The following is a 20,431-nucleotide window of genomic DNA, read 5'->3' on the forward strand; positions in this document are numbered from 1 at the left end:
CTCCATTCGCTTCCACGAAAGGGCACGTCAGTGCAGAACACGAACGCGCAGAACACGAACGCGCAGAACACGAACGCGCAGAACACGAACGCGCAGAACCTCACCTCCTCCGCCCCGGCCCGGCGCGATCTGCGCTGGCGGGTCGTCGACATCGTGGTGGCGAGCGTCGTCGCCGTCGCGAGCGGGATCGTCTTCTGGGCCTGGGGCCTGGCGACGAACGTCCTCGGCCTCGCCTTCGAGTTCCTGCCCGGGCTCGGCGGGCTCCTCGGCGGCGGCTGGCTCTTCGCCGGCGTCCTCGGCGGCCTGATCATCCGCAAGCCCGGAGCCGCGCTCTACACCGAGCTGGTCGCCGCGGCCGTGTCGGCCCTGATCGGCACCCAGTGGGGCTTCACCGTGCTGATCTCCGGACTCGTGCAGGGGCTCGGCGCGGAGATCGTCCTGGCGCTCTTCCTCTACCGCAGCGGCCGTCCGCTCGTCGCGATGCTGGCCGGTGCCGGTGCCGGGCTGGCCCTCGCGATCAACGACCTGCTGTCGTACTACGCCGTCAACGACGCGCTCTTCAAGACCGTCTACGTCGCCTCCTCGATCGTCTCGGGCGCGCTCCTGGCCGGGCTGCTGTCCTGGTTCGCGGTGCGGGGGCTCGCGGCCTCGGGAGCGCTGGACCGCTTCGCCTCCGGGCGCGAGGGCCGGACGGTCGAGGGAGCCGGCGCGGGCGCTCGATGAGCGGCGCTTACGTCCGGGCGCGGGGCTGGAGCTGGCGGCACGCGGGACGCTCCCGCGACGCCCTCTCCGGCCTCGATCTCGCGCTGGAGCCGGGGGAGCGCGTGCTGCTCCTCGGCCCCTCCGGCGCGGGAAAGAGCACGCTGCTGCACGCCCTGGCCGGCGTCCTCGGCGGGGAGGAGGACGGCTCCGCGGCGGGCGAGCTCGAGATCGACGGAGCCGCGCCGCTCACCCGGCGCGGTGTCGCGGGACTCGTGCTGCAGGATCCGGACACTCAGGCGGTCCTGGCGCGGGTCGGCGACGACGTCGCGTTCGCCTGCGAGAACCTCGGCGTGCCGCGCGAGGAGATCCCCGCGCGGGTGCGGGAGGCACTCGGCGACGTCGGGCTCGACGTGCCGTTGGACCACTCCACCTCGGCGCTCTCGGGCGGGCAGAAGCAGAGGCTCGCCCTGGCGGGTGTGCTCGCCATGCGTCCGCGGCTCCTGCTCCTCGACGAGCCCACCGCCAACCTCGATCCGGACGGTGTACGCGAGGTGCGGGCGGCGGTGGAGCGCACGGCCGCCCGCACGGGGGCGACGCTGATCGTCGTCGAGCACCGGGTCGACGTGTGGGTCGGCCTCGTCGACCGGGTCGTGGTGCTCGGGCGGGACGGCGCGGTCGTCGCCGACGGCGCTCCGGTCGAGGTCCTCGATCGAACGCACGACGTGCTCCGCGCCTCCGGCGTCTGGCTGCCCGGTGACACCCCCGCCCGGCGCGGGGCGAGCGTGCTGCCCTCGCCCGCCGCCCTGAGCGCGCACGACCTCGCCATCGGCCGGCCCGTCCTCGGGCGCCGCCGCTCGACCATCGTGGCCTCGGGGCTCGAGCTCGCCGTCGACTCCGCGCGGGCCACGGCCGTGCTGGGACCCAACGGCGCGGGGAAGTCGACCCTCGCGCTCACGCTGGCCGGTCTCCTGCCGCCGGTCGCGGGGCGGGTGACCGCCTCCGAGTCGCTCCGCGCCGGTGCGGGCCCGGAGCCGATCCGCTGGACCTCGGCTCAGCTCGCCGGACGGATCGCGATGGTGTTCCAGGAGCCGGAGCACCAGTTCCTCACCGCTCGCGTGCGCGCCGAGCTCGCGCTGGGCGCCCGCGACGAGACGGAGCGGCATCGGGCGGAGGAGCTCCTGGAGCGCCTCGGCCTCGCGCACCTCGCCGACGCCAATCCGTTCACCCTCTCCGGAGGCGAGAAGCGGCGCCTGGCCGTCGCGTCCGCCCTCACCCGGTCGCCGTCCGTGCTCGTCCTCGACGAGCCGACTTTCGGGCAGGACCGCCTGACCTGGGAGGTGCTCGTCGACCTCCTCGCCGAGCAGCGCGACGCGGGCACGGCGGTGCTCGCCGTCACCCACGACGAGGCGCTGGTCGCCGCCCTCGCCGACTCGGTCGTCATCCTCGGCGCCCGCGAGGCGGTGTCGGGATGACGCTCCTCGACTCCGTTCCCGCGCGCAGCCGGATCGCCCGGGCCAACCCGGTCGCCAAGCTCCTCGCCAGCCTGGTCATCGCGTTCGCGCTCCTCCTCACGGTCGATGCGGTCTCCGCGGCGACAGCACTGGCGCTCGAGCTGCTGGTTCTGCCCTTCGCGGGGCTCCGGGCGGGTGAGCTCGTGCGGCGGACGGCTCCCGTCTGGATCGCGGCTCCGCTCGCCGGCCTCTCGACAGTCCTCTACGGGCGCGACAGCGGCGCCGTCTACGCGGAGTTCCTCATCGTGTCGGTCACAGAGGGATCCGTCGCCCTCGGGCTGGCCATCGCGCTGCGCGTCCTGGCGATCGGACTGCCGAGCGTGGTCCTCATCGCCACCACCGACCCGACGGACCTGGCGGACGGCCTCGCGCAGATCCTGCGCCTGCCCTCGCGCTTCGTGCTCGGCGCTCTCGCCGGCATGCGGCTCGTCGGTCTGCTCGTCGACGACTGGCGCACCCTGTCGATGGCCCGCCGGGCCCGTGGGGTCGCCGACGGCCGCGGGCCCGTCGAGGCGCTCCGCAGCCTCGCGGCCCGCACGTTCTCGCTGCTCGTGCTGGCCATCCGGCGGGGGAGCAGGCTCGCGACGGCGATGGAGGCGAAGGGCTTCGGCTCCGGCGTCCCGCGCACCTGGGCGCGGCAGTCGCGCCTCGGAGCCGGCGACCTCCTGCTGCTCGCGGGCGGAGTGCTCATCGCTGCCGTCGCCGTGACCGCCGCCGTCGTCACCGGCTCCTGGAGCTTCGTCCTGCATGGCTGAGCGGATCCTGCCGCTGACGGATCACACGGCGGGCGACCTCGCCCGCTCCGTGATCGCGCGGCGGCGTCGGACTGTGCTGCTGGACGGACCGAGCGGCTCCGGCAAGTCGACGTTCGCGCGCGCGCTGGTCGAGCAGCTCCGTCTCGCGCCGGCGGCACCGTCGGTCGCGCTCGTGCGGATGGACGACCTCTACCCCGGCTGGACGGGCCTGGACCGGGCGTCGCGGGAGACGGCCGGGACGCTCGTCCGCCCCCACGGCCTCGGCCTCGCGGCGCACTGGCGGCCCTGGAACTGGGCCGCGGGGACGACGGCCGGGCGCCGCGTCGTCCGCGAGACGCTTCTCGTGCTCGAGGGCTGCGGATCGGCCGGCGCCGCCGCGCGCCGCCACGCCGATCTAGTGGTCTGGCTGGAGGCCGACGACGAGGTGCGGCGCGTGCGCGCGCTCGAGCGCGACGGCGAGCTCTTCGCTCCGCACTGGGACGCCTGGGACCGCGACTTCCGGTCCTACTGCGCTCGGGAGCGGCCCCGGGAGAACGCCGACCTCGTGCTGGACACGGGCGGCGGGGGAGCGGTGCGCGGCTGAGGGGTCCCCTCCGAGCGCGGCGACGCGCGGATGCCGGTGGGAGGCTCGCCCTCGGCGGTGATCAGGCCCAGCCGAGCTCGTGCAGCCGGTCGTCGTCGATGCCGTAGAAGTGGGCGATCTCGTGGACGAGCGTGACGTGGATCTCGTCGCGCAGCGCGTCCAGATCGTCGCACGCGGCGAGGTGCGGCTCGCGGAACAGCACGATGCGGTCGGGCATCTCGCCGAAGCCGTAGCGCTCACGCTCGGTGAGGGCGACGCCGTCGTAGTAGCCGAGCAGATCCAGGGTCCCGTCCTCGGGCCGGTCCTCCACGACGAACACGACGTTGTCGAGCCCGTCGACCATGTCGTCCGGGAGCGCGTCGAGCTCGGAGATCACCAGGGCTTCGAAGGCGTCCTCGTCCAGCTCGAGCATCCGGGACCTCTCTGCGTCGGCGATCGCTGCCGGTCGCCGGATGTGCGAAGAGGCCCGGAGTCGGAACTCCGGGCCTCTTCCGCTGCATGCACAGCCACTGGGGTGAGTAACGGGGCTCGAACCCGCGACCTCCTAGACCACAACCAGGCGCTCTGCCAACTGAGCTATACCCACCAGGAGCGTGTTCCGGCGGGGTGACCCGCCGAAGCAACTGTACGAGAGTACTACATCCGCGAGGCGAACTCGTCCACGACGGCGGCCGACACGGCCTGCACCTCGGCGGTGCTCGGCCCCGGCTGCTCCACGAACACGGCACGGCGGTAGTACTGCAGCTCGCGGATGCTCTCGAGGATGTCGGCGAGAGCGCGGTGTCCGCCGTGCTTCTTGGGCGCGTTGAAGTAGATGCGCGGGAACCAGCGCCGTGCCAGCTCCTTGATCGTGCTGACATCGACGTTGCGGTAGTGCAGGTGGCCGTCGAGGCGCGGCATGAACTTCGCGAGGAAGGCGCGGTCGGTGCCGATCGAGTTGCCGGCGAGGGGGGCCTGCTGCTCGGCCGGGACGTGCTTCAGCACGTACTCCAGCACCTCGTACTCGGCCTCCGCGACGCTGACGCCGGAGGGGATCTCGACCAGCAGGCCGGAGGTCTCGTGCATCGACCGGACGAAGTCGCCCATGTTCTCGAGCGCGGTCGCGTCGGGCCGGATGACGAGGGAGAGCCCCTCGTCGAGCGGGTTCAGCTCGAAGTCGGTGACGACGACGGCGATCTCGACGAGCTCGTCGACGGAGAGGTCGAGCCCCGTCATCTCGCAGTCGATCCAGACAAGACGGTCGGGGGCGCTACTCATGCGGGGCAGTCTATCGGCGGCCGCCGACACCCGGTCCGGCCGTCCCGCTCCTCCTACACTGGACCCTCGTGATCACGCTCGCCTGCTGCCTCCTCATCGTCAACGCCGTGTGGAACGCGATCGTCTGGCCGCCCTTCCTCCGCCGCGTCCGCAAGGACCCGCGGGCGCGCGACGCGGACGGTCGCGCGACGACCTTCCTCCGCGTGCACACGGTGCTCATCGGCGTGTCGCTCGCCCTCGCCGTGGTCTCCCTGGTCGTGGGAGTGCTGGGACTCGTCCGGGGCGCCTAGGCCCCGGCGGGCGCGGCCTCTGCGCTTCGGTATCGTGGTCGGAGTCCGCCCCCGTAGCTCAGCGGATAGAGCAGGAGCCTTCTAATCTCTTGGTCGCAGGTTCGATTCCTGCCGGGGGCACCATCGGATCGGAGCCCTGTCTTGCGCCGCGGTCGTGGGGCGGTTCCGGCCTCAGCGAAGGACGGACCCTGCTACCCACAGGAAGACGAGCAGGGTGAGAGGCGCAGCCGAGAGGCACAACCCCCAGAGGGCGAGCGCGCGACCTCTCCCGCCGACCCTGGTGGATCGGACGATGCCGACAATGCCGAATACGACGCCGGGGACGGCCGTCGGTATTGCGAGGGGGGTGAGGAAGATTGTGAGGGTGGGAAGCGCGCTGAGGATCCCCAGGATTAGAGCCGTGACGGCCGGACCGTTCCCGGGCGTCCGTCGGATCTCGATGACGGTCGGCGCCGCCGGAGCCATGTGAGGTGTCCAGGCTTCACCATCCCAGTACCGCATCGTGCCAACGCGGGTTGGATCCGGATACCAGCCGGGAGGCGTACTGCTCACGAGGGGACAGTGTTCCACGGGTGAGGAGTCCCGCGGGGGTCGACTCGCCCGGCGTCCGGGGATCCCGGCACCCACGGGGTTTTCCTCCGCTCCGGTGACCCTCGGACGAGGACTCGCGGAGGTTGCACCAGTAACACACCGGCAAATCGGAGGCAACACCGGCGTGTTTCCCACCCGATGTCGTTTGAGTGTCATTCAGGCACCTAGTCTTGGGGTGTCCGGAATTACAACGACGTAACGAACGGAGGTACGACCATGCTGCTCCTCGCCATCCTCGGTGGAATCGCCGTCGCGTGGACGATCGTCGCGGCGCCCCTCGCCGTACTGGTCGGCCGAGTCGCCCGTGCACGTGATGCACACAGCTAGTCAGTACACGCACCGCCCGCACCACGGAGAAGGCCCCGATCGCACTCGCGATCGGGGCCTTCTTCTCGTGGTCGGGAGCACTCAGACCGAGCTGCGCTCCTGGCCTCGGTCGTCGTCCGAGGCGGACCGCTCGAACCGGGCCTCGTCCGCCCGGACGACGGCCTCGTCATCGGCCGGCACGTCGTCGCGGTCTCCGTCGGCCGGAGCCGACGGCGTCGCGTCGTGCTCCGCATCCGGCTGCGGCTCGGCGGCAGGAGCCGAGCGCTGCGGGTCGACGGGCGGCAGCTCCTCCACGGGACGCTCGCGCGAGGGCACCTCCAGTCGGTCGACGTCGGCGAGCAGGCGACGGGTCTCCTCCTGCGAGGCGTCCCCGGCCGACGCGGGGAGGACGATCGTGGGCGTCTGCGGGGCTGCAGAGCCGGAGGCGGAGCCCGCGCCGACGACGACCGGTGCGACGGCGGTCGGTGCGACGCCGGTCGGTGCGGCGGCCGGGGGAGCGGTGCGCTGGGGAGCGGCCTCGGCGTTGCTCGCGGCCCGATCGGACGACGGAGCGGACTCGGCGGAGCGGTCTCGACCCGTCTCCGAGAAGCGCCAGCGCTCGAGGTCGGCGAGGAAGGCCTTCCGGGCGCGCCCGGGCTTGTCCCGCCACTGCACGAGACGGTCGCGGAACTCGCCCACGCTCGCCTGCGTCTGGTAGCCGCCGGTGCTCGACGTGTGCTTCAGCTCGGCGAGCTCGTGAGCGGCCCAGTTGGCCGCGACTCCGGAGCCCTTGACGGGCAGGAGGCGCAGGTGCGTCTCGGCCTGCGCGGACGCGCGGTCGCTGAGGACGCGCTCCGGGCTGCTGAGGACGTTCCAGGCCGAGGCGTCGACCGCGGCGTCGACGAGCGTCGCGATGACCGCGTTCTTCCGCTCGTGATCCTGCTGACGGATGAGGCGCGCGATGGACGCTCTGAAGACGGAGGCGATCACGATCGCTCCGACCACCACGGCCAGCAGGACCACAGCGGCCGTGAAGACCGCCTGGTGCCCGTCGCTCGTGCGGATCCAGGACATGAACTCGTTCCACCACTGCATGGGGCGAACGCTATCCGGGGCGGTCGCCGCGGCCCGGTCGGCACGCCGCCGACCGGGCGGATCGGCGCGTCAGGCGACGCGGAAGACCTCGATCGCGTCGTCGACGCTCCAGAACTCGCCGAGCTCGGCGCCGGCGGGCATGCCCGCCCGCAGCAGCCGGGCGCGGTACCGCTCGCCGAGCGGATCCTCGACCAGCTCGATGTGACCGACCACGGCGCCCGAGCCGGTGCTCACGCGCCACAGCCGGGCGTTGACCCGGGTGAGCGTCGGCGGGGTGCGGGTGGCGTGCAGCGTGGACAGGGACATCGGTTCCTCCTGCTCGAGTCTCGGAGCACCCACCGGCCGAGTGCTGTCGCAGACTACGGCCGACCACCGACATCCCCGCCGGGGCGTCAGCGCAGGGTCGTGCCGTGCACCGCGAACTCCTCGATCGCGTCGATCTCCTCCTGCGAGAGGGGGCCGGCGTCCAGCGCGGCGACGTTCTGCTCGAGCTGCGCGACGCTCGACGCGCCGATGATGGCGCTCGTGACGGTGGGCACCCGGAGCACCCAGCTCAGGGCGAGCTGGGCCAGCGACTGGCCGCGCTGCTGCGCGATCGCGTTCAGGCCGCGGGCGCGCGTCAGGTACGCCTCGTCGATCCGGTCGGAGGAGAGGAAGCGCGACGTCGCCGCACGGGACCCCTCCGGCACGGTGCCGTCGAGGTAGCGGTCCGTCAGGAGCCCCTGCGCCAGCGGCGAGAAGACGATGCAGCCGGTGCCGAGCTCGTCGAGCACGGGGAAGAGGCCGTCCTCGGGTCCGCGGTCGAAGAGCGAGTAGCGGGGCTGGTGCAGGAGGAGCGGCACTCCGCTGCCCGCCAGTGCCGCCTGCGCGGCCCGGGTCTGCTCGGGCGAGTAGTTCGAGATGCCGGCGTAGAGCGCCTTGCCCGACTCCACCGCCGAGATGAGAGCGCCCATGGTCTCCTCGATCGGAGTCTCCGGGTCCGGCCGGTGCGAGTAGAAGACGTCCACGTAGTCGACGCCGATCCGCTGCAGGCTCTGGTCGAGCGAGGAGAGCAGGTACTTGCGCGAGCCGCCGTCCCCGTACGGGCCGGGCCACATGTCGTATCCGGCCTTGGACGAGATGACGATCTCGTCGCGGTACGGGCGGAGGTCCTCCGCGAGGATGCGGCCGAAGGCCGTCTCGGCGGCGCCGTAGGGCGGTCCGTAGTTGTTCGCGAGGTCGAAGTGGGTGACGCCCAGGTCGAACGCGCGGCGGAGGATCGCGCGCTGCGTGTCGAGGGAGCGGTCGGATCCGAAGTTGTGCCAGAGGCCCAGCGACAGGGCGGGCAGCAGCAGACCGCTCCGTCCGGTGCGTCGGTAGTCCATGCGGTCGTAGCGGGCGGGGGCGGCGTCGTAGCTCACGCCGCGACTCTATTGCAGGGGGAGGATCCGCGGAATGCAGGGGGCGGTGAGCGTGTTGGACCGACTGACGCCTCCGGCACCCCGGACGCGTCGACGCGACAGGAAGTGAGTCACACGCAATGCGCACATTCGTACTCGCCGGAGGATGCTTCTGGTGTCTGGACGCCGTCTACCGCGTCCTCGACGGCGTGACCGACGTCGTCTCCGGCTACACCGGCGGCCGCACGACCGAGCCCGACTACGAGGACGTCTGCTCCGGGCGCACCGGCCACGCCGAGGCCGTCGCCGTCACCTTCGACCCCGAGGTCATCCCCGAGCAGGTCGTCCTCGACGTCTTCTTCACCCTGCACGACCCGCGACAGCTGAACCGCCAGGGCAACGACGTCGGCACGCAGTACCGCTCGGCGATGTTCTACTCCTCCGACGAGGAGAAGGAGCTGTTCGAGACCGCGCGCGACCGTGCGTCCGAGTGGTGGGACGGCCCGATCGTCACCGAGATCTCGCCGCTGGGCGTCTACTACCCCGCCGAGGACTACCACCAGGACTTCTTCGCGAAGAACCCGGGCCAGGGCTACTGCATGGCCGTCGCACTGCCCAAGGTGAACAAGATCCGCAAGTCCTACTCGAGGTACATCACCGCGTCGTAACGCTCCTCCACAGGGGACGATCCGCTCGTCCTCTCCCCAGAAGGGCCCGCCTCCACCTCGGAGGCGGGCCCTTCGTCGCGACACTGGCCCTGCGGCGCCCGAGCGGTACCAGCCCCCTCCGCCCGGGCGCCGTGCCCGTCGCAGCCGTGGCGGGGCAGGAGTAGAGAGGACACGACCATGACCGACACCCTGACCGTCATCGGGACCATCGGCACCGAGCCCCGGAGCATCGACACCTCCAGCGGCACCGCGATGACCAGCTTCCGGCTCGCCTCGACGCAGCGGCGCTACGACCGCTCGGAGCAGCGCTGGGTCGACGTCTCGACCAACTGGTACACCGTCACCGCGTTCAACGGCCTGGCCGGCAACGCGCTGTCCTCCCTGTCGCGCGGCGACCGGATCCTCGTCTCCGGGCGGCTCGGGGTGAGGGCCTGGGAGGCGGGAGGCAAGGCCGGTACGGATGTGGTCCTCACGGCCGAGGGAATCGGGCACGACCTCGCATGGGGGACCAGCAGCTTCACGAAGACCGTCGGGCGCGCCTCTGCTCCCGCCCCTGCCGCCGAGCCCGCGTGGAGCGAGGAGGCGCCGCGCGAGGGCGCCGCGGCGGGGGACTGGGGCGCGTCGGGCCATGACCGCGGTGATGCCGCGCCAGAGCCGCCGGTGGCGGCGGGCGTCGGCGGAGGCGCTCCCGGTCTCTCGGTAGGATCCGGGGAGACCCCGTTCTGATCCGGGGGACCGGAGCGAGAGCCGTCCCGGTCGGGAGGAGCCGGGCGTGACACGGAACCGAGCGGCCCGCATCGCGCTCGTGCTCGGCGGTCTCGCCGTCTGCCTCTCCGGCTGCACGTCGCCGTCGGCGCCGGACCCCGTGGTGTCCTCCTCCGCGGCCGAGGCGCCGGCACCGGCGGAGTCCGCCGCACCCGTCGCCTTCGTGCCGGGCGGGACGACGGAGCAGAACCTCCCCGTGTTCGAGCAGACCCTTCGCGCGGCGGCCGAGCCCGATCCGGAGGTGAGCGGCTCCAGCGTGGTCGACGCTCTCGTCGCGGCGGGGTTCTCCCGCGAGTCGATGCAGCTGACAGCGGACGAGACCTCGGTCGGACTCGACGCGGACTCGGTGCAGGTCTCCGTCAAGCTCGGGGAGTCGTGCCTCATCGGCCAGTACGGCCCGAAGAGCGGCGGGGTGCGGGCGGTGATCGCGGCACCGATCGCGACCGGCGCCTGCCTGGTCGGCCGAACCGCCCCGATCCAGGGCTGACGCGCCGGACCCAACCGGCAACCGCCCCGCCATGCGCCCCGGTCGGGGTCGGAAAGGGCGAAAGGATCCTCGACGAGGCCCCTCGCCCGTCGAGCCCGAGAGAGCCCGGAGTTCGCCCGTCGCTCCTGCAGGACCACTCCGACCGGTGCGGATCCGAGCGTGAGCACAGCCTCGTGCGGGCGGACCGGTCGACGATCCCGGTGGTCGGCGGCGCCCTCCCCTCCCCGGGACGCCGCTCCGCACGGTTAGGCTGCCCGGACCGACACGTGTGCCCCAGCGCGGGCACCGCGACGGACGTGCCGACGGGAGTGCTCGGCACGAGGACCACGACGAGGGGGAACTCGCCATGACCACATCCCGACCGCAGACGACGACGCGAGCGAGGTGGAGGCGCACCGCCATCGCGGTCGCGAGCACGGCAGCCGTCGTCCTCGGAGTGACGACAGGAGCCGGAGCGGCCGCCGCCGCGGAGAGCCGGATGGTCGCGCTGACGAGTCCCTACAACTGGTCGACCACCGAGACGTTCTCGGCCGCCCAGATCAGTCCCGTCGCGGGCGACGTCACCGGTCTCGACGTCACGCTCTCCGACTCCGCTCGGCCGACGGGTTCCTATCCGGCGTTCACGACCTACAACTGGGCGATCGGTGACTACGACCTCGCCGGGTCGGCGAAGCTCGCGTCCGGGAGCCGCAGCTTCCGCATCGACCTGAAGCAGCCCCTCGCCTCGTTCGGCAGTGGAACCGTCGCCCTCCAGATCACGGCGCAGAAGCAGCCGATCAAGAACCCCCGGGAGCCGATCGGCCAGCCGGTCGACAGCGGCTACGAGCTGACCACGTCGGCCACCCTCTCCGTCGCCGGAGCCTCCGGCAGCGGCGGCGTCGGCGGGGTCGACCTCAGCGGGACCGCGCAGACGCTCCAGCGCAGCGCCGCCTACTTCGCCTACAGCAACTCCGCTGAGGTGCCGGACGTGAAGGGCGGCGACACCGTCGTCCTCGAGTCCAACCAGCCCGGCTTCTACGACCTCCAGGGGCTCGCCGCCTACGTCGGTCCCAGCAGGACCGAGCGGATCCCCGCCCAGGTGGTCGCGGACAACGATCAGTCCAAGGTCACCGTGACGATCCCGTCCAGCGCCTACGACGCCTACAAGGACCGCGTGAGCAGCCTGCTCCAGGTCACCGGCATCAGCAACGGCAGGGTGGAGCAGCCCCGCGGAGCGACCATCACGTCGGACGCCGCGGTCCGTGTGACGGGAAGCGGAGCCACCACCCCGCCGGTCACGCCGTCCCCGACGGCCACCGCGACCACCCCGCCGGTCACGCCGACCCCGACCACTCCTCCGGTCACGCCCGCGCCGACCACCACTCCGACGGCCCCGCCCGCCGGCTCGCCGGTCGTCTCGCGCATCTCGGGCACCGACCGTCAGGGCACCGCGGTCGAGGTGTCCAAGCGCACCTTCCCGGCGAACGTCCCCGTCGTCTACGTCGCCACCGGGCAGAACTTCCCGGACGCGCTCAGCGCCGGACCCGCCGCGGCCAAGGCGGGCGGGCCGCTGCTCCTGGTCGACCGCGACTCGATGAGCCAGGTCGTCCGCACCGAGCTGACGCGTCTCAAGCCCGCGAAGATCGTCGTCGTCGGCTCCGAGCTCAGCGTCGGCAGCCAGGTCTACAACGACCTGGCCGGGTACGCGACGAACAGGAACATCACGCGCCTCGGCGGAGTCGACCGCTACGACACCTCGAAGAAGATCCTGCAGTACGCCTTCCCCACCGGCTCCTCGAGGGCCTGGCTGGCGACGGGCGAGAAGTTCCCCGACGCTCTGAGCGCCAGCGCCGCGGCCGGCGCGAAGGACGCTCCGGTGGTGCTGACCAACGGCACCGGCTCCACGGTGGACCCCCTCACCCAGCAGATCATCAGCGGCCTCAAGATCAGGACGCTGACAATCGCGGGCTCCTCGCTCTCGGTCAGCACCGGCATCGAGCGCTCGATCACGGGCCCGGTGATCACCCGCATCGGCGGGACCGACCGGTACGACACCTCGGAGAAGCTGAACAAGGCGGCCTTCACCTCGGCGAAGACCGTCTACCTCGCGACCGGTGAGAAGTTCCCCGACGCCCTGGCCGGAGCCACGGCGGCGGGCTACACCGGGAGCCCGCTCTTCGCGGTCCAGCCCACCTGCGTGCCCCGGGCGGTCCTCGCCGACATCTCCGCGTCCAAGGCGACGCAGGTGATCCTGCTCGGCAGCACGGACACGCTGTCCGAGGCGGTGGAGCGCCTGACGCCCTGCAGCTGATCCGCACCGTCGTCCGCTGACGCGATCCGCCCTCCCCACCGGCCCGGCCGGAGCGGAGGGCGGTCCGCGTTCAGACGCTCCCTCCGACGCGGACCGGCGAGTTCCCGTTATCCTCGACTGGTGCGGACGGTCCCGCGGCCTGCGCTCCGCGTCGGCCGGGGCCCGGCGTCCCGCCCCGGTCCGAGCCTCCGTCAGCGCCTCCGCGCGGAGCAGGGGACCGGCGGGCGACCCGACTCCGCGCAGACCGACGGACTTGAGGACTGGGCATGGCTGAATACATCTACTCGATGGTGCGCGCGCGGAAGGCGGTCGGCGACAAGCTGATCCTGGACGACGTCACCATGTCGTTCCTGCCGGGAGCGAAGATCGGCGTGGTCGGGCCCAACGGCGCCGGCAAGTCGACGATCCTGAAGATCATGGCGGGGCTGGACACGCCGAGCAACGGCGAGGCGCGGCTCAGCCCGGGCTACACCGTCGGCATCCTGATGCAGGAGCCCGAGCTCGACGAGACCAAGACGGTGCTCGAGAACGTCCAGGAGGGCGTGGGCGAGATCAAGGGCAAGATCGACCGCTTCAACGAGATCTCCCTCGCGATGGCCGACCCGGACGCCGACTTCGACAGTCTCCTCGCCGAGATGGGGACCCTGCAGGAGGCGATCGACGCCGCCGACGCCTGGGACCTGGACTCGCAGCTGGAGCAGGCGATGGACGCGCTGCGCACCCCGCCGGGGGACTCCCTCGTCACCAACCTCTCGGGTGGCGAGAAGCGCCGCGTGGCGCTCACCAAGCTCCTCCTGCAGAAGCCCGACCTGCTGCTGCTCGACGAGCCCACCAACCACCTCGACGCCGAGAGCGTGCTCTGGCTCGAGCAGTTCCTCTCGAAGTACCCCGGCGCCGTGCTCGCCGTCACCCACGACCGGTACTTCCTCGACAACGTCGCGGAGTGGATCGCCGAGGTCGACCGCGGCCACCTCTACCCCTACGAGGGCAACTACTCGACGTACCTCGAGAAGAAGAGCGCCCGCCTGGAGGTCCAGGGCAAGAAGGACGCCAAGCTCGCCAAGCGGCTCACCACCGAGCTCGACTGGGTGCGCAGCAACGCCAAGGGCCGTCAGGCCAAGTCGAAGGCGCGCCTGGCGCGCTACGAGGAGATGGCGGCCGAGGCCGAGAAGACGCGCGTGCTCGACTTCGAGGAGATCGTCATCCCGGTGGGCCCACGTCTCGGCTCCCAGGTCATCGACGCGAAGAAGCTGCACAAGCAGTTCGGCGAGCGCGTCCTCATCGACGACCTCAGCTTCACGCTGCCCCGCAACGGCATCGTCGGCGTCATCGGCCCGAACGGCGTCGGCAAGACCACGCTCTTCAAGACGATCGTCGGCTTCGAGCCGCTCGACTCGGGCGACCTGAAGATCGGCGAGACGGTCGACATCTCCTACGTCGACCAGAGCCGCGGCGGCATCGACCCGCAGAAGAACCTGTGGGAGGTCGTCTCCGACGGGCACGACTACATCACCGTCGGGAAGACCGAGATCCCCTCCCGCGCCTACGTCTCGCAGTTCGGCTTCAAGGGCCCGGACCAGCAGAAGAAGGCCGGCGTCCTCTCCGGCGGCGAGCGGAACCGCCTCAACCTCGCGCTGACGCTCAAGCAGGGCGGCAACCTGCTCCTGCTCGACGAGCCCACCAACGACCTGGACGTCGAGACCCTGGGCAGCCTCGAGAACGCGCTCCTCGAGTTCCCGGGCTGCGCCGTGGTGATCACGCACGACCGGTGGTTCCTCGACCGCATCGCGACCCACATCCTCGCCTACGAGGGCACCGAGGAGGATCCGGCCAACTGGTACTGGTTCGAGGGCAACTTCGAGGCGTACGAGGAGAACAAGATCGAGCGCCTCGGCCCGGACGCGGCGAAGCCGCACCGCTCCGCGTACCGCAAGCTCACCCGCGACTGATGCGCCTGCACGTCGCCATCCCGCTGCGCTGGTCGGACTTCGACGCCTACGCGCACGTGAACAACGCCGAGATGCTGCGCCTGCTCGAGGAGGCGCGCATTCAGGCGTTCTGGAAGCCGGACTCGCCGCAGCCCGGCGGGATGGCGACGGCGGTGCTCGACGCACGGCCGGGCGCCGAGTCGATCAGCCTCATCGCCCGGCAGGAGATCGAGTACCTCGCGCCGATCCCGTACATGCGCGCGCCGATCGACGTGGAGCTGTGGATCGGGCGGATCGGCGGGGCGAGCCTCGAGGTCTGCTACGAGCTCTACTCGCCCGCCGGCGTCGTCCCGCGGGTGCTCTTCACGAAGGCGGCCACCACTCTGGTGCTGGTCACCGCCGCGACGGGCAGGCCCCAGCGCATCCCGGAGGAGCTCCGCGAGGCGTGGGGCCCCTACGTCGAGGAGCCCATCACCTTCTCGAAGCGGGGCTGAGCTCAGCCCAGGGGGACGCGGACCATGCCCTCCTGGGCGACGCTCGCCACGAGCACGCCCTCCTGCGTGTAGATGCGCCCGAGCGAGAGCCCGCGTCCGCCGGACGCGCTCGGCGCCTCCTGCACGTAGAGGAGCCACTGGTCCACGCGCGCGGGGCGGTGCCACCACATCGCGTGGTCGAGGCTCGCGATCCGCAGGCCGGGCGTCGTCCAGGCCGCACCGTGCCGGCGGAGCGTGGATTCGAGGATCGTGTAGTCGCTCGCGTAGGCGAGGGCGGCGCGGTGCAGCATCGGATCGTCCGGCAGCGGTCCGAGCGAGCGCATCCACACGCTCTGGTGCGCGACCCGCTCGGGGTCGGCCCGGAGGTACACCGGCTGCTCGACGTGCCGCACGTCGAAGGGGCGCTGCGTGGCCCAGAAGCTGCCGACCGGGTGGTCGACCCCCGCGAGGATCTCGGCGGTGCTCGGCAGCGACTCCGGGTCGGGGATCCCCTCCGGCATCGGCGCCTGGTGGTCGAGGCCCTCGTCCTCGGTCTGGAACGAGGCGATCATCGAGAGGATGGGGCGTCCGTTCTGGTAGGCCTGCGTCCGCCGCGTGCAGAAGGAGCGGCCGTCGTGGATCCGGTCGACCGAGAACGTGATCGGCAGGGAGACGTCCCCGGGGCGGAGGAAGTACCCGTGCATCGAGTGCACGGAGCGCCCCTCGACGGTGCGACCGGCCGCGATGAGCGACTGCGCGAGGACCTGGCCGCCGAAGACCCGCCCCTCGGGCATCCACTGCGAGGGACCCGTCGAGATGTCCTCGCTGGTGCGGGCGCCGGTGTCCGTCAGGTCGAGCGCGGTGAGGAACGAGGACAGGGGATCGGGCACGGTACCTCCGGGGTGTCGGGCGGTGGGGCGAGCGGCCTCGGGTAAGTTTATCGACGCGATGAGTTCGTCCTTCTCCCTGGCGGATCCGCCCAGCCTGTCGGATCTGCGCGTCTTCCTCGGCCGTTCGGCCCGGGTCGAGGACGGTGCGGTCCGGCTCCTCGCCGACGACCACGTGCTGGCCGCCTACACGCCGATCCTCCAGCCCCGCGGTCTGCTCGACCGCTCCGCGACCGTGCTGGGCCTGCGCGTCTTCGCGCTCGACGAGCCCGCCGGCTTCGACCGGGTCGTGCCGATCCGTGCGCTGTCGGACCGCCTCGCCCGCCTGCAGTGGGAGCCGGGCGGAGCGGACGGCAAGCCGGTCGTCCTGCCCGACGGCGACGACGCGACGGCGGGGCCCTGGGCGGGCGTCTCCCCGCCCCGCGGCGGCTGGACCCGGCGCGAGCCCGTGGACCCGGGCTTCCTGGAGCGCGTCGCGCGCGAGGGGATCGACGAGATCGCGGCGGCCGTCGGCTCCGAGACGGGCGAGCAGATCGTCGGCCGCGTGCGGTCGAGCGTCTGGGGCCGCCCGCTCGACGGCCTCGAGGACGTCCCGGCGGGAGCGGCGTTCGCCCTCTTCGCGCTCGGGTTCCTCGGCGCCGACGACCCGGTCGCCCTGCTCGAGAGCGGCGCCTGGCGCCGCCTCACCTCACGGCGCGGACACGTGCTGGTCCGCACCCCGGCCTGAGCGGCTACTCCTCGAAGGTGTTCACCATCGCGTGGGCGGCGCGCTCCAGGTAGTCCCAGAGCAGGGCGTCGTCGGCCGGAGCGAGCTCGAGATCGTCGACGGCCGTCCGCATGTGCTGGAGCCAGTGGTCGCGGGCCTCGGGGTTGATCCGGAACGGCTGGTGCCGCATCCGCAGGCGCGGGTGGCCGCGCTCCTCGCTGTAGGTGCCCGGGCCGCCCCAGTACTGCTCGAGGAAGCCGGTCAGCCGCTGGATCGCGCCCTCGAGGTCGTGCTCGGGGTACATCGGCCAGAGCACCTCGTCCTCGCGGACGCCCTCGTAGAAGCGGCGGACCAGGCGCTCGAAGGTCGGCCGGCCGCCGATGTGCTCCCAGAAGCTGCGCAGCGGAGGCGTGCCGCCGATCTGCAGGCCGCTCACGAGCGCGCTCCCGTCGGGCCGGAGGTGCCGCCGCCGTCCTGGGGCGGCATCCCGCTCCCGCGCCGCAGCGCGCGGGGGAGTCGCACGGGCTTGCCGTGCTCGGTGCTGATCGTGGGGGAGGGCGTGGTCCGCGGCGGCTTGGCGCCTCCGACGCTCGTCGCCCCCTCGAAGCCCTCGAGGACGACGGTGGCCAGCGAGGGGAGCTTCACGTCGAGCGCGTCGAGCGACTTCTTCAGGCGCAGGCGCAGCTCGCGGGCGACGTCGTCCTTGGCGGTGGTGCGGGTCTTGACCACGACCCGGATGACCAGGGCGTCGTCGGCGATGGACTCCAGGCCCCAGAGCTCGGGCTTGTCGATGATCCGGGCCCGCCAGCGGCTGCTCGCCGCCAGCTCGTTCGCGGTCGCGAGGACCGTGGACTGCACCTGCTCGAGGTCCGTCTCATAGGGCACGGCCAGGTCGACGATGACGCGCGACCAGCCCTGCGACATGTTCCCGACCCGGACGATCTCGCCGTTGCGGACGAACCAGAGGGTGCCGTTGACGTCGCGGATCTGCGTCACGCGGACGCCGACCGACTCGACCACGCCCGTCGCCTGCCCGGTGTCGACGACGTCGCCGACCCCGAGCTGGTCCTCCGCGACCATGAACAGCCCGTTCAGGACGTCCTTGACGATGTTCTGCGCGCCGAAGCCGAGGCCCGCGCCGAGGGCGGCCGTCAGCAGGGCGAAGGAGCCGATGAGGTCCTTGTCGATCGTCGTCACGATCATGACCAGGGCGATGACGACGATCAGGATCGAGCTCAGGTTGTTGAGGATCGACCCGAGCGTGCGCGTGCGCTGCACCACCCGCACGGCCGCGAGCGGCGACGCGGCGATCGACTGGGTGTCCTCGACGCGCTGTCGGCGCTTCACTCCCGACACGATCTGATCGACGACGCGGCCGATCACGAAGTGGGCGATGACGCGCACCAGCAGCGCGCCCAGCACGATCCCGAGGATCGCGACCACCTTCCAGAAGGGCTCGGACTCGAAGAAGGAGACGGTGGCGGCGACAGGGTCCGGGGTGGAGGTCTGAAGAAGCAGCATGACCGCTCCAGGCTACGGGACGCCTCCCTCCGAGACGGGTGCACGAGCCCCGAGCGCGTATAGATTCGAGGCGGGTCCGCTCGGACCCGGACACCGCCCTGGGAAGGACGCCCGATGCTCCACTCCACCCGGACTCCCGCCGAGAAGCGCCGCCTCTTCCGCGAGCGCCTCGCCTCGGGCGAGCTGCTGCAGCTGCCCGGCGCGTTCACTCCGCTCTCCGCGCGCCTCATCGAGGCGAAGGGCTTCGACGGGATCTACGTCTCGGGCGCCGTGCTCTCGGCCGAGCTGGGGCTGCCGGACATCGGGCTCACCACGCTCAGCGAGGTGGCCGGCCGCTCGCAGCAGATCGCGCGCCTGACCGACCTGCCGGTCCTCGTCGACGCGGACACCGGCTTCGGCGAGCCGCTGAACGTCGCGCGCACGGTGCAGATGCTCGAGGACGCCGGAGTCGCGGGGCTGCACATCGAGGACCAGGTGAACCCCAAGCGCTGCGGGCACCTCGACGGCAAGGCGGTCGTCGACGAGGCGACCTCGGTGCGCAGGATCGCGGCCGCCGTCGACGCGCGCCGCGACTCCGACCTGGTGATCATGGCCCGCACCGACATCCGCGCCCTCGACGGCCTGCCAGCCGCGATCGACCGCGCCAAGCGCCTCGTCGACGCCGGAGCCGACGCAGTGTTCCCCGAGGCGATGCGCGACCTGTCCGAGTTCGAGGCCGTGCGCGCCGCGATCGACGTGCCGATCCTCGCCAACATGACCGAGTTCGGCAAGAGCGAGCTGTTCACCGCGCAGCAGCTCGCCGACGTCGGCGTGAACGTCGTGATCCACCCGGTCTCGCTGCTCCGGATCGCGATGGGCGCCGCGATGCGGGCACTCGACGCCCTCAAGGCGGAGGGCTCGCTCCGCTCGGAGGTCCCGGGCATGCAGACGCGCGCCGAGCTCTACGAGCTCCTCGACTACGCCTCGTACAGCCGCTTCGACGAGGGCGTCTTCGACTTCTCGCTCGCCGACCACTACCGCGCCTGAGCGCGCCGACCCGCACGAACCGGCGGCGCTCCCCGGCGCCGCCGCCCGCCTCTCGCGAAGGAGCGAAGGATGAGCACGACCGATCAGGACATCCGCAAGGGACTCGTGGGGGTCGTCGTCGACACGACGGCCGTCTCGAAGGTCGACCCGGCGTCGAACTCGCTGCTCTACCGCGGCTACCCCGTGCAGGAGCTCGCGGCGGGGACCTCGTTCGAGGACGTGGCCTGGCTGCTCTGGCACGGCGAGCTCCCCACTGCGGAGGAGACGGCCGGGCTGGCCGCCGTGGAGCGGGCCCACCGCGCCCTGGCCCCCGAGGTGCGCACCGTGATCGACCTGCTGCCGCTGTCGGCGCACCCGATGGACGTCGTGCGGACGGCGGTGAGCGTCCTGGGCGCGCTCGAGGAGGATCCGGACGCCGACGCTCCCGAGGCCGTGCTGGAGCGCTCCGTGCGGCTCTGGGCGGCACTGCCGGCGATCGTCGCCTACGCCCAGCGCCGCCTGCGCGGCCTCGAGCCGATCGAGCCGCGCGACGACCTCGACTACTCCGAGAACTTCCTCTGGACGACCTTCGGCGAGGTGCCGGAGCCGGTCGTCGTCGACGCGTTCCGCGTCTCGCTGGTGCTCTACGCCGAGCACTCCTTCAACGCCTCGACCTTCACGGCCCGCGTCGTGACGTCGACGCTGTCGGACGTCCACTCCGCCGTCACCGCCGCCGTGGGAGCGCTCAAGGGACCGCTCCACGGCGGGGCGAACGAGGCCGTGCTGCGCGTGCTCGACGAGGTCGGCACCGGACCGGAGGCGGACCGGCGGTCCCGCGAGTGGCTCGCCGAGGCGCTCGGGCAGCGCCGGAAGGTCATGGGGTTCGGCCACCGGGTCTACAAGTCGGGCGACTCGCGGGTGCCGACCATGGACGCCGCTCTCCGGCGGCTCGCCGAGCACGAGGGGGCCGGCGAGATGATGGAGCTGTACGACGCCCTGGCCGCGGCGATGGCCGAGCGGACGGGGATCCTGCCGAACCTCGACTACCCGTCCGGCCCCGCCTACCGGCTGATGGGCTTCGACACCGGGATCTTCACTCCGCTGTTCGTCGCCGCGCGGGTGGTGGGCTGGACGGCCCACGTGATCGAGCAGCGGGGCTCGAACGCGCTCATCCGGCCGCTGTCCGCTTACGACGGGCCGGAGCGCCGCTCGGTCCCGCAGCGCTAGGCGCC

Annotated in this window: 23 protein-coding genes and 2 tRNA genes; 15 read left to right on the forward strand and 10 right to left on the reverse strand. The window is 72.0% G+C overall.

Annotated elements, in window-relative coordinates; genetic code table 11:
• Nucleotides 1-30 precede the first annotated feature (30 nt).
• Genes C5D50_RS11810 through C5D50_RS11825 form a run of 4 tightly spaced genes read left to right on the forward strand, consistent with a single transcriptional unit; the run spans nt 31 to nt 3,551 of the window.
• A complete protein-coding gene (locus C5D50_RS11810) occupies nt 31-723 on the forward strand; it encodes an ECF transporter S component (RefSeq protein WP_374953318.1) in 693 nt (230 codons plus the stop codon).
• Nucleotides 720-2,174: an ABC transporter ATP-binding protein gene (locus C5D50_RS11815; protein WP_104283586.1), complete on the forward strand. Its 1,455-nt coding sequence runs from the start codon at nt 720-722 to the stop codon at nt 2,172-2,174. Before C5D50_RS11810 ends, C5D50_RS11815 begins: the two co-directional genes overlap by 4 nt.
• A complete protein-coding gene (locus tag C5D50_RS11820; protein WP_104223720.1) occupies nt 2,171-2,968 on the forward strand; it encodes an energy-coupling factor transporter transmembrane protein EcfT in 798 nt (265 codons plus the stop codon). The genes C5D50_RS11815 and C5D50_RS11820 overlap by 4 nt, the downstream gene beginning before the upstream one ends.
• Nucleotides 2,961-3,551, forward strand: coding sequence for an AAA family ATPase (locus tag C5D50_RS11825; protein WP_219813621.1), 591 nt, complete (start codon nt 2,961-2,963; stop codon nt 3,549-3,551). Before C5D50_RS11820 ends, C5D50_RS11825 begins: the two co-directional genes overlap by 8 nt.
• A 61-nt stretch (nt 3,552-3,612) precedes the next feature.
• Here C5D50_RS11825 and C5D50_RS11830 read toward each other — a convergent pair whose 3' ends face one another.
• The 3 genes from C5D50_RS11830 to orn all read right to left on the reverse strand — a co-directional run bounded on the left by C5D50_RS11830 (nt 3,613) and on the right by orn (nt 4,808).
• Nucleotides 3,613-3,963: a metallopeptidase family protein gene (locus C5D50_RS11830; RefSeq protein ID WP_104223719.1), complete on the reverse strand. Its 351-nt coding sequence runs from the start codon at nt 3,961-3,963 to the stop codon at nt 3,613-3,615.
• A gap of 98 nt (nt 3,964-4,061) precedes the next feature.
• Nucleotides 4,062-4,137 (reverse strand) — tRNA-His (locus C5D50_RS11835).
• A 50-nt stretch (nt 4,138-4,187) separates the two neighbouring features.
• Nucleotides 4,188-4,808 carry an oligoribonuclease gene (gene orn / locus C5D50_RS11840; protein WP_104223718.1) on the reverse strand — a complete coding sequence of 207 codons (621 nt, stop codon included), beginning with the start codon at nt 4,806-4,808 and terminating at the stop codon, nt 4,188-4,190.
• A gap of 68 nt (nt 4,809-4,876) precedes the next feature.
• Here orn and C5D50_RS11845 point away from each other — a divergent pair, with 68 nt between their 5' ends.
• Together C5D50_RS11845 and C5D50_RS11850 are read left to right on the forward strand one after the other, a co-directional pair.
• Nucleotides 4,877-5,098 carry an SCO4848 family membrane protein gene (locus C5D50_RS11845; protein ID WP_104223717.1) on the forward strand — a complete coding sequence of 74 codons (222 nt, stop codon included), beginning with the start codon at nt 4,877-4,879 and terminating at the stop codon, nt 5,096-5,098.
• A gap of 47 nt (nt 5,099-5,145) precedes the next feature.
• Nucleotides 5,146-5,221: transfer RNA gene (locus tag C5D50_RS11850), tRNA-Arg, on the forward strand.
• 48 nt (nt 5,222-5,269) lie between these two features.
• Here the strand turns inward: C5D50_RS11850 and C5D50_RS11855 are convergent.
• The 4 genes from C5D50_RS11855 to C5D50_RS11870 all read right to left on the reverse strand — a co-directional run bounded on the left by C5D50_RS11855 (nt 5,270) and on the right by C5D50_RS11870 (nt 8,490).
• Nucleotides 5,270-5,845: a DUF2510 domain-containing protein gene (locus C5D50_RS11855; protein WP_104283587.1), complete on the reverse strand. Its 576-nt coding sequence runs from the start codon at nt 5,843-5,845 to the stop codon at nt 5,270-5,272.
• 252 nt (nt 5,846-6,097) lie between these two features.
• The gene (locus C5D50_RS11860; protein ID WP_104283588.1) at nt 6,098-7,090 is read right to left on the reverse strand and encodes a hypothetical protein; all 993 of its coding nucleotides are present in this window, start codon (nt 7,088-7,090) and stop codon (nt 6,098-6,100) included.
• Nucleotides 7,091-7,159: 69 nt separating this feature from the next.
• The gene (locus C5D50_RS11865) at nt 7,160-7,396 is read right to left on the reverse strand and encodes a hypothetical protein (RefSeq protein WP_104223715.1); all 237 of its coding nucleotides are present in this window, start codon (nt 7,394-7,396) and stop codon (nt 7,160-7,162) included.
• An 86-nt stretch (nt 7,397-7,482) separates the two neighbouring features.
• On the reverse strand, nt 7,483-8,490 hold the full coding sequence (locus C5D50_RS11870; RefSeq protein WP_104283589.1) for an aldo/keto reductase: 1,008 nt from the start codon (nt 8,488-8,490) through the stop codon (nt 7,483-7,485).
• Nucleotides 8,491-8,609: 119 nt separating this feature from the next.
• Here C5D50_RS11870 and msrA point away from each other — a divergent pair, with 119 nt between their 5' ends.
• The 6 genes from msrA to C5D50_RS11900 all read left to right on the forward strand — a co-directional run bounded on the left by msrA (nt 8,610) and on the right by C5D50_RS11900 (nt 15,101).
• Nucleotides 8,610-9,137 carry a peptide-methionine (S)-S-oxide reductase MsrA gene (msrA, locus tag C5D50_RS11875; protein WP_104223713.1) on the forward strand — a complete coding sequence of 176 codons (528 nt, stop codon included), beginning with the start codon at nt 8,610-8,612 and terminating at the stop codon, nt 9,135-9,137.
• 177 nt (nt 9,138-9,314) lie between these two features.
• Nucleotides 9,315-9,863: a single-stranded DNA-binding protein gene (locus C5D50_RS11880; protein WP_104283590.1), complete on the forward strand. Its 549-nt coding sequence runs from the start codon at nt 9,315-9,317 to the stop codon at nt 9,861-9,863.
• A gap of 46 nt (nt 9,864-9,909) precedes the next feature.
• Nucleotides 9,910-10,389, forward strand: coding sequence for a DUF6993 domain-containing protein (locus tag C5D50_RS11885; RefSeq protein ID WP_104283591.1), 480 nt, complete (start codon nt 9,910-9,912; stop codon nt 10,387-10,389).
• 346 nt (nt 10,390-10,735) lie between these two features.
• Nucleotides 10,736-12,679, forward strand: coding sequence for a cell wall-binding repeat-containing protein (locus tag C5D50_RS11890; RefSeq protein WP_104283592.1), 1,944 nt, complete (start codon nt 10,736-10,738; stop codon nt 12,677-12,679).
• A 266-nt stretch (nt 12,680-12,945) separates the two neighbouring features.
• A complete protein-coding gene (gene ettA, locus C5D50_RS11895) occupies nt 12,946-14,628 on the forward strand; it encodes an energy-dependent translational throttle protein EttA (protein ID WP_104223708.1) in 1,683 nt (560 codons plus the stop codon).
• Nucleotides 14,628-15,101: a thioesterase family protein gene (locus tag C5D50_RS11900; RefSeq protein ID WP_104223707.1), complete on the forward strand. Its 474-nt coding sequence runs from the start codon at nt 14,628-14,630 to the stop codon at nt 15,099-15,101. Before ettA ends, C5D50_RS11900 begins: the two co-directional genes overlap by 1 nt.
• Before the next feature lie 2 nt (nt 15,102-15,103).
• On the opposite strand, the gene C5D50_RS11905 is transcribed toward C5D50_RS11900, so the two are convergent.
• Nucleotides 15,104-15,970, reverse strand: a complete 867-nt coding sequence (locus C5D50_RS11905) for an acyl-CoA thioesterase II (protein ID WP_244230637.1) — start codon at nt 15,968-15,970, stop codon at nt 15,104-15,106.
• A gap of 58 nt (nt 15,971-16,028) precedes the next feature.
• Between C5D50_RS11905 and C5D50_RS11910 the strand changes: the two genes are divergently transcribed.
• Nucleotides 16,029-16,694 (forward strand): hypothetical protein, encoded by a 666-nt coding sequence (locus C5D50_RS11910; RefSeq protein WP_104283595.1) that lies wholly within the window; start codon nt 16,029-16,031, stop codon nt 16,692-16,694.
• Between the two features lie 4 nt (nt 16,695-16,698).
• Here C5D50_RS11910 and C5D50_RS11915 read toward each other — a convergent pair whose 3' ends face one another.
• Nucleotides 16,699-17,109, reverse strand: a complete 411-nt coding sequence (locus C5D50_RS11915) for a globin (protein ID WP_279630823.1) — start codon at nt 17,107-17,109, stop codon at nt 16,699-16,701.
• The gene (locus C5D50_RS11920) at nt 17,106-18,194 is read right to left on the reverse strand and encodes a mechanosensitive ion channel family protein (RefSeq protein WP_104283596.1); all 1,089 of its coding nucleotides are present in this window, start codon (nt 18,192-18,194) and stop codon (nt 17,106-17,108) included. Before C5D50_RS11920 ends, C5D50_RS11915 begins: the two co-directional genes overlap by 4 nt.
• A gap of 114 nt (nt 18,195-18,308) precedes the next feature.
• Here C5D50_RS11920 and prpB point away from each other — a divergent pair, with 114 nt between their 5' ends.
• Nucleotides 18,309-19,220: a methylisocitrate lyase gene (gene prpB, locus C5D50_RS11925; protein WP_104283597.1), complete on the forward strand. Its 912-nt coding sequence runs from the start codon at nt 18,309-18,311 to the stop codon at nt 19,218-19,220.
• A 69-nt stretch (nt 19,221-19,289) separates the two neighbouring features.
• Nucleotides 19,290-20,426, forward strand: coding sequence for a bifunctional 2-methylcitrate synthase/citrate synthase (locus tag C5D50_RS11930; protein ID WP_104283598.1), 1,137 nt, complete (start codon nt 19,290-19,292; stop codon nt 20,424-20,426).
• Nucleotides 20,427-20,431 lie beyond the last annotated feature (5 nt).

The organism is Rathayibacter sp. RFBD1 (assembly GCF_002932915.1).
In the GTDB taxonomy this organism is placed as follows: Bacteria; Actinomycetota; Actinomycetes; order Actinomycetales; family Microbacteriaceae; genus Rathayibacter.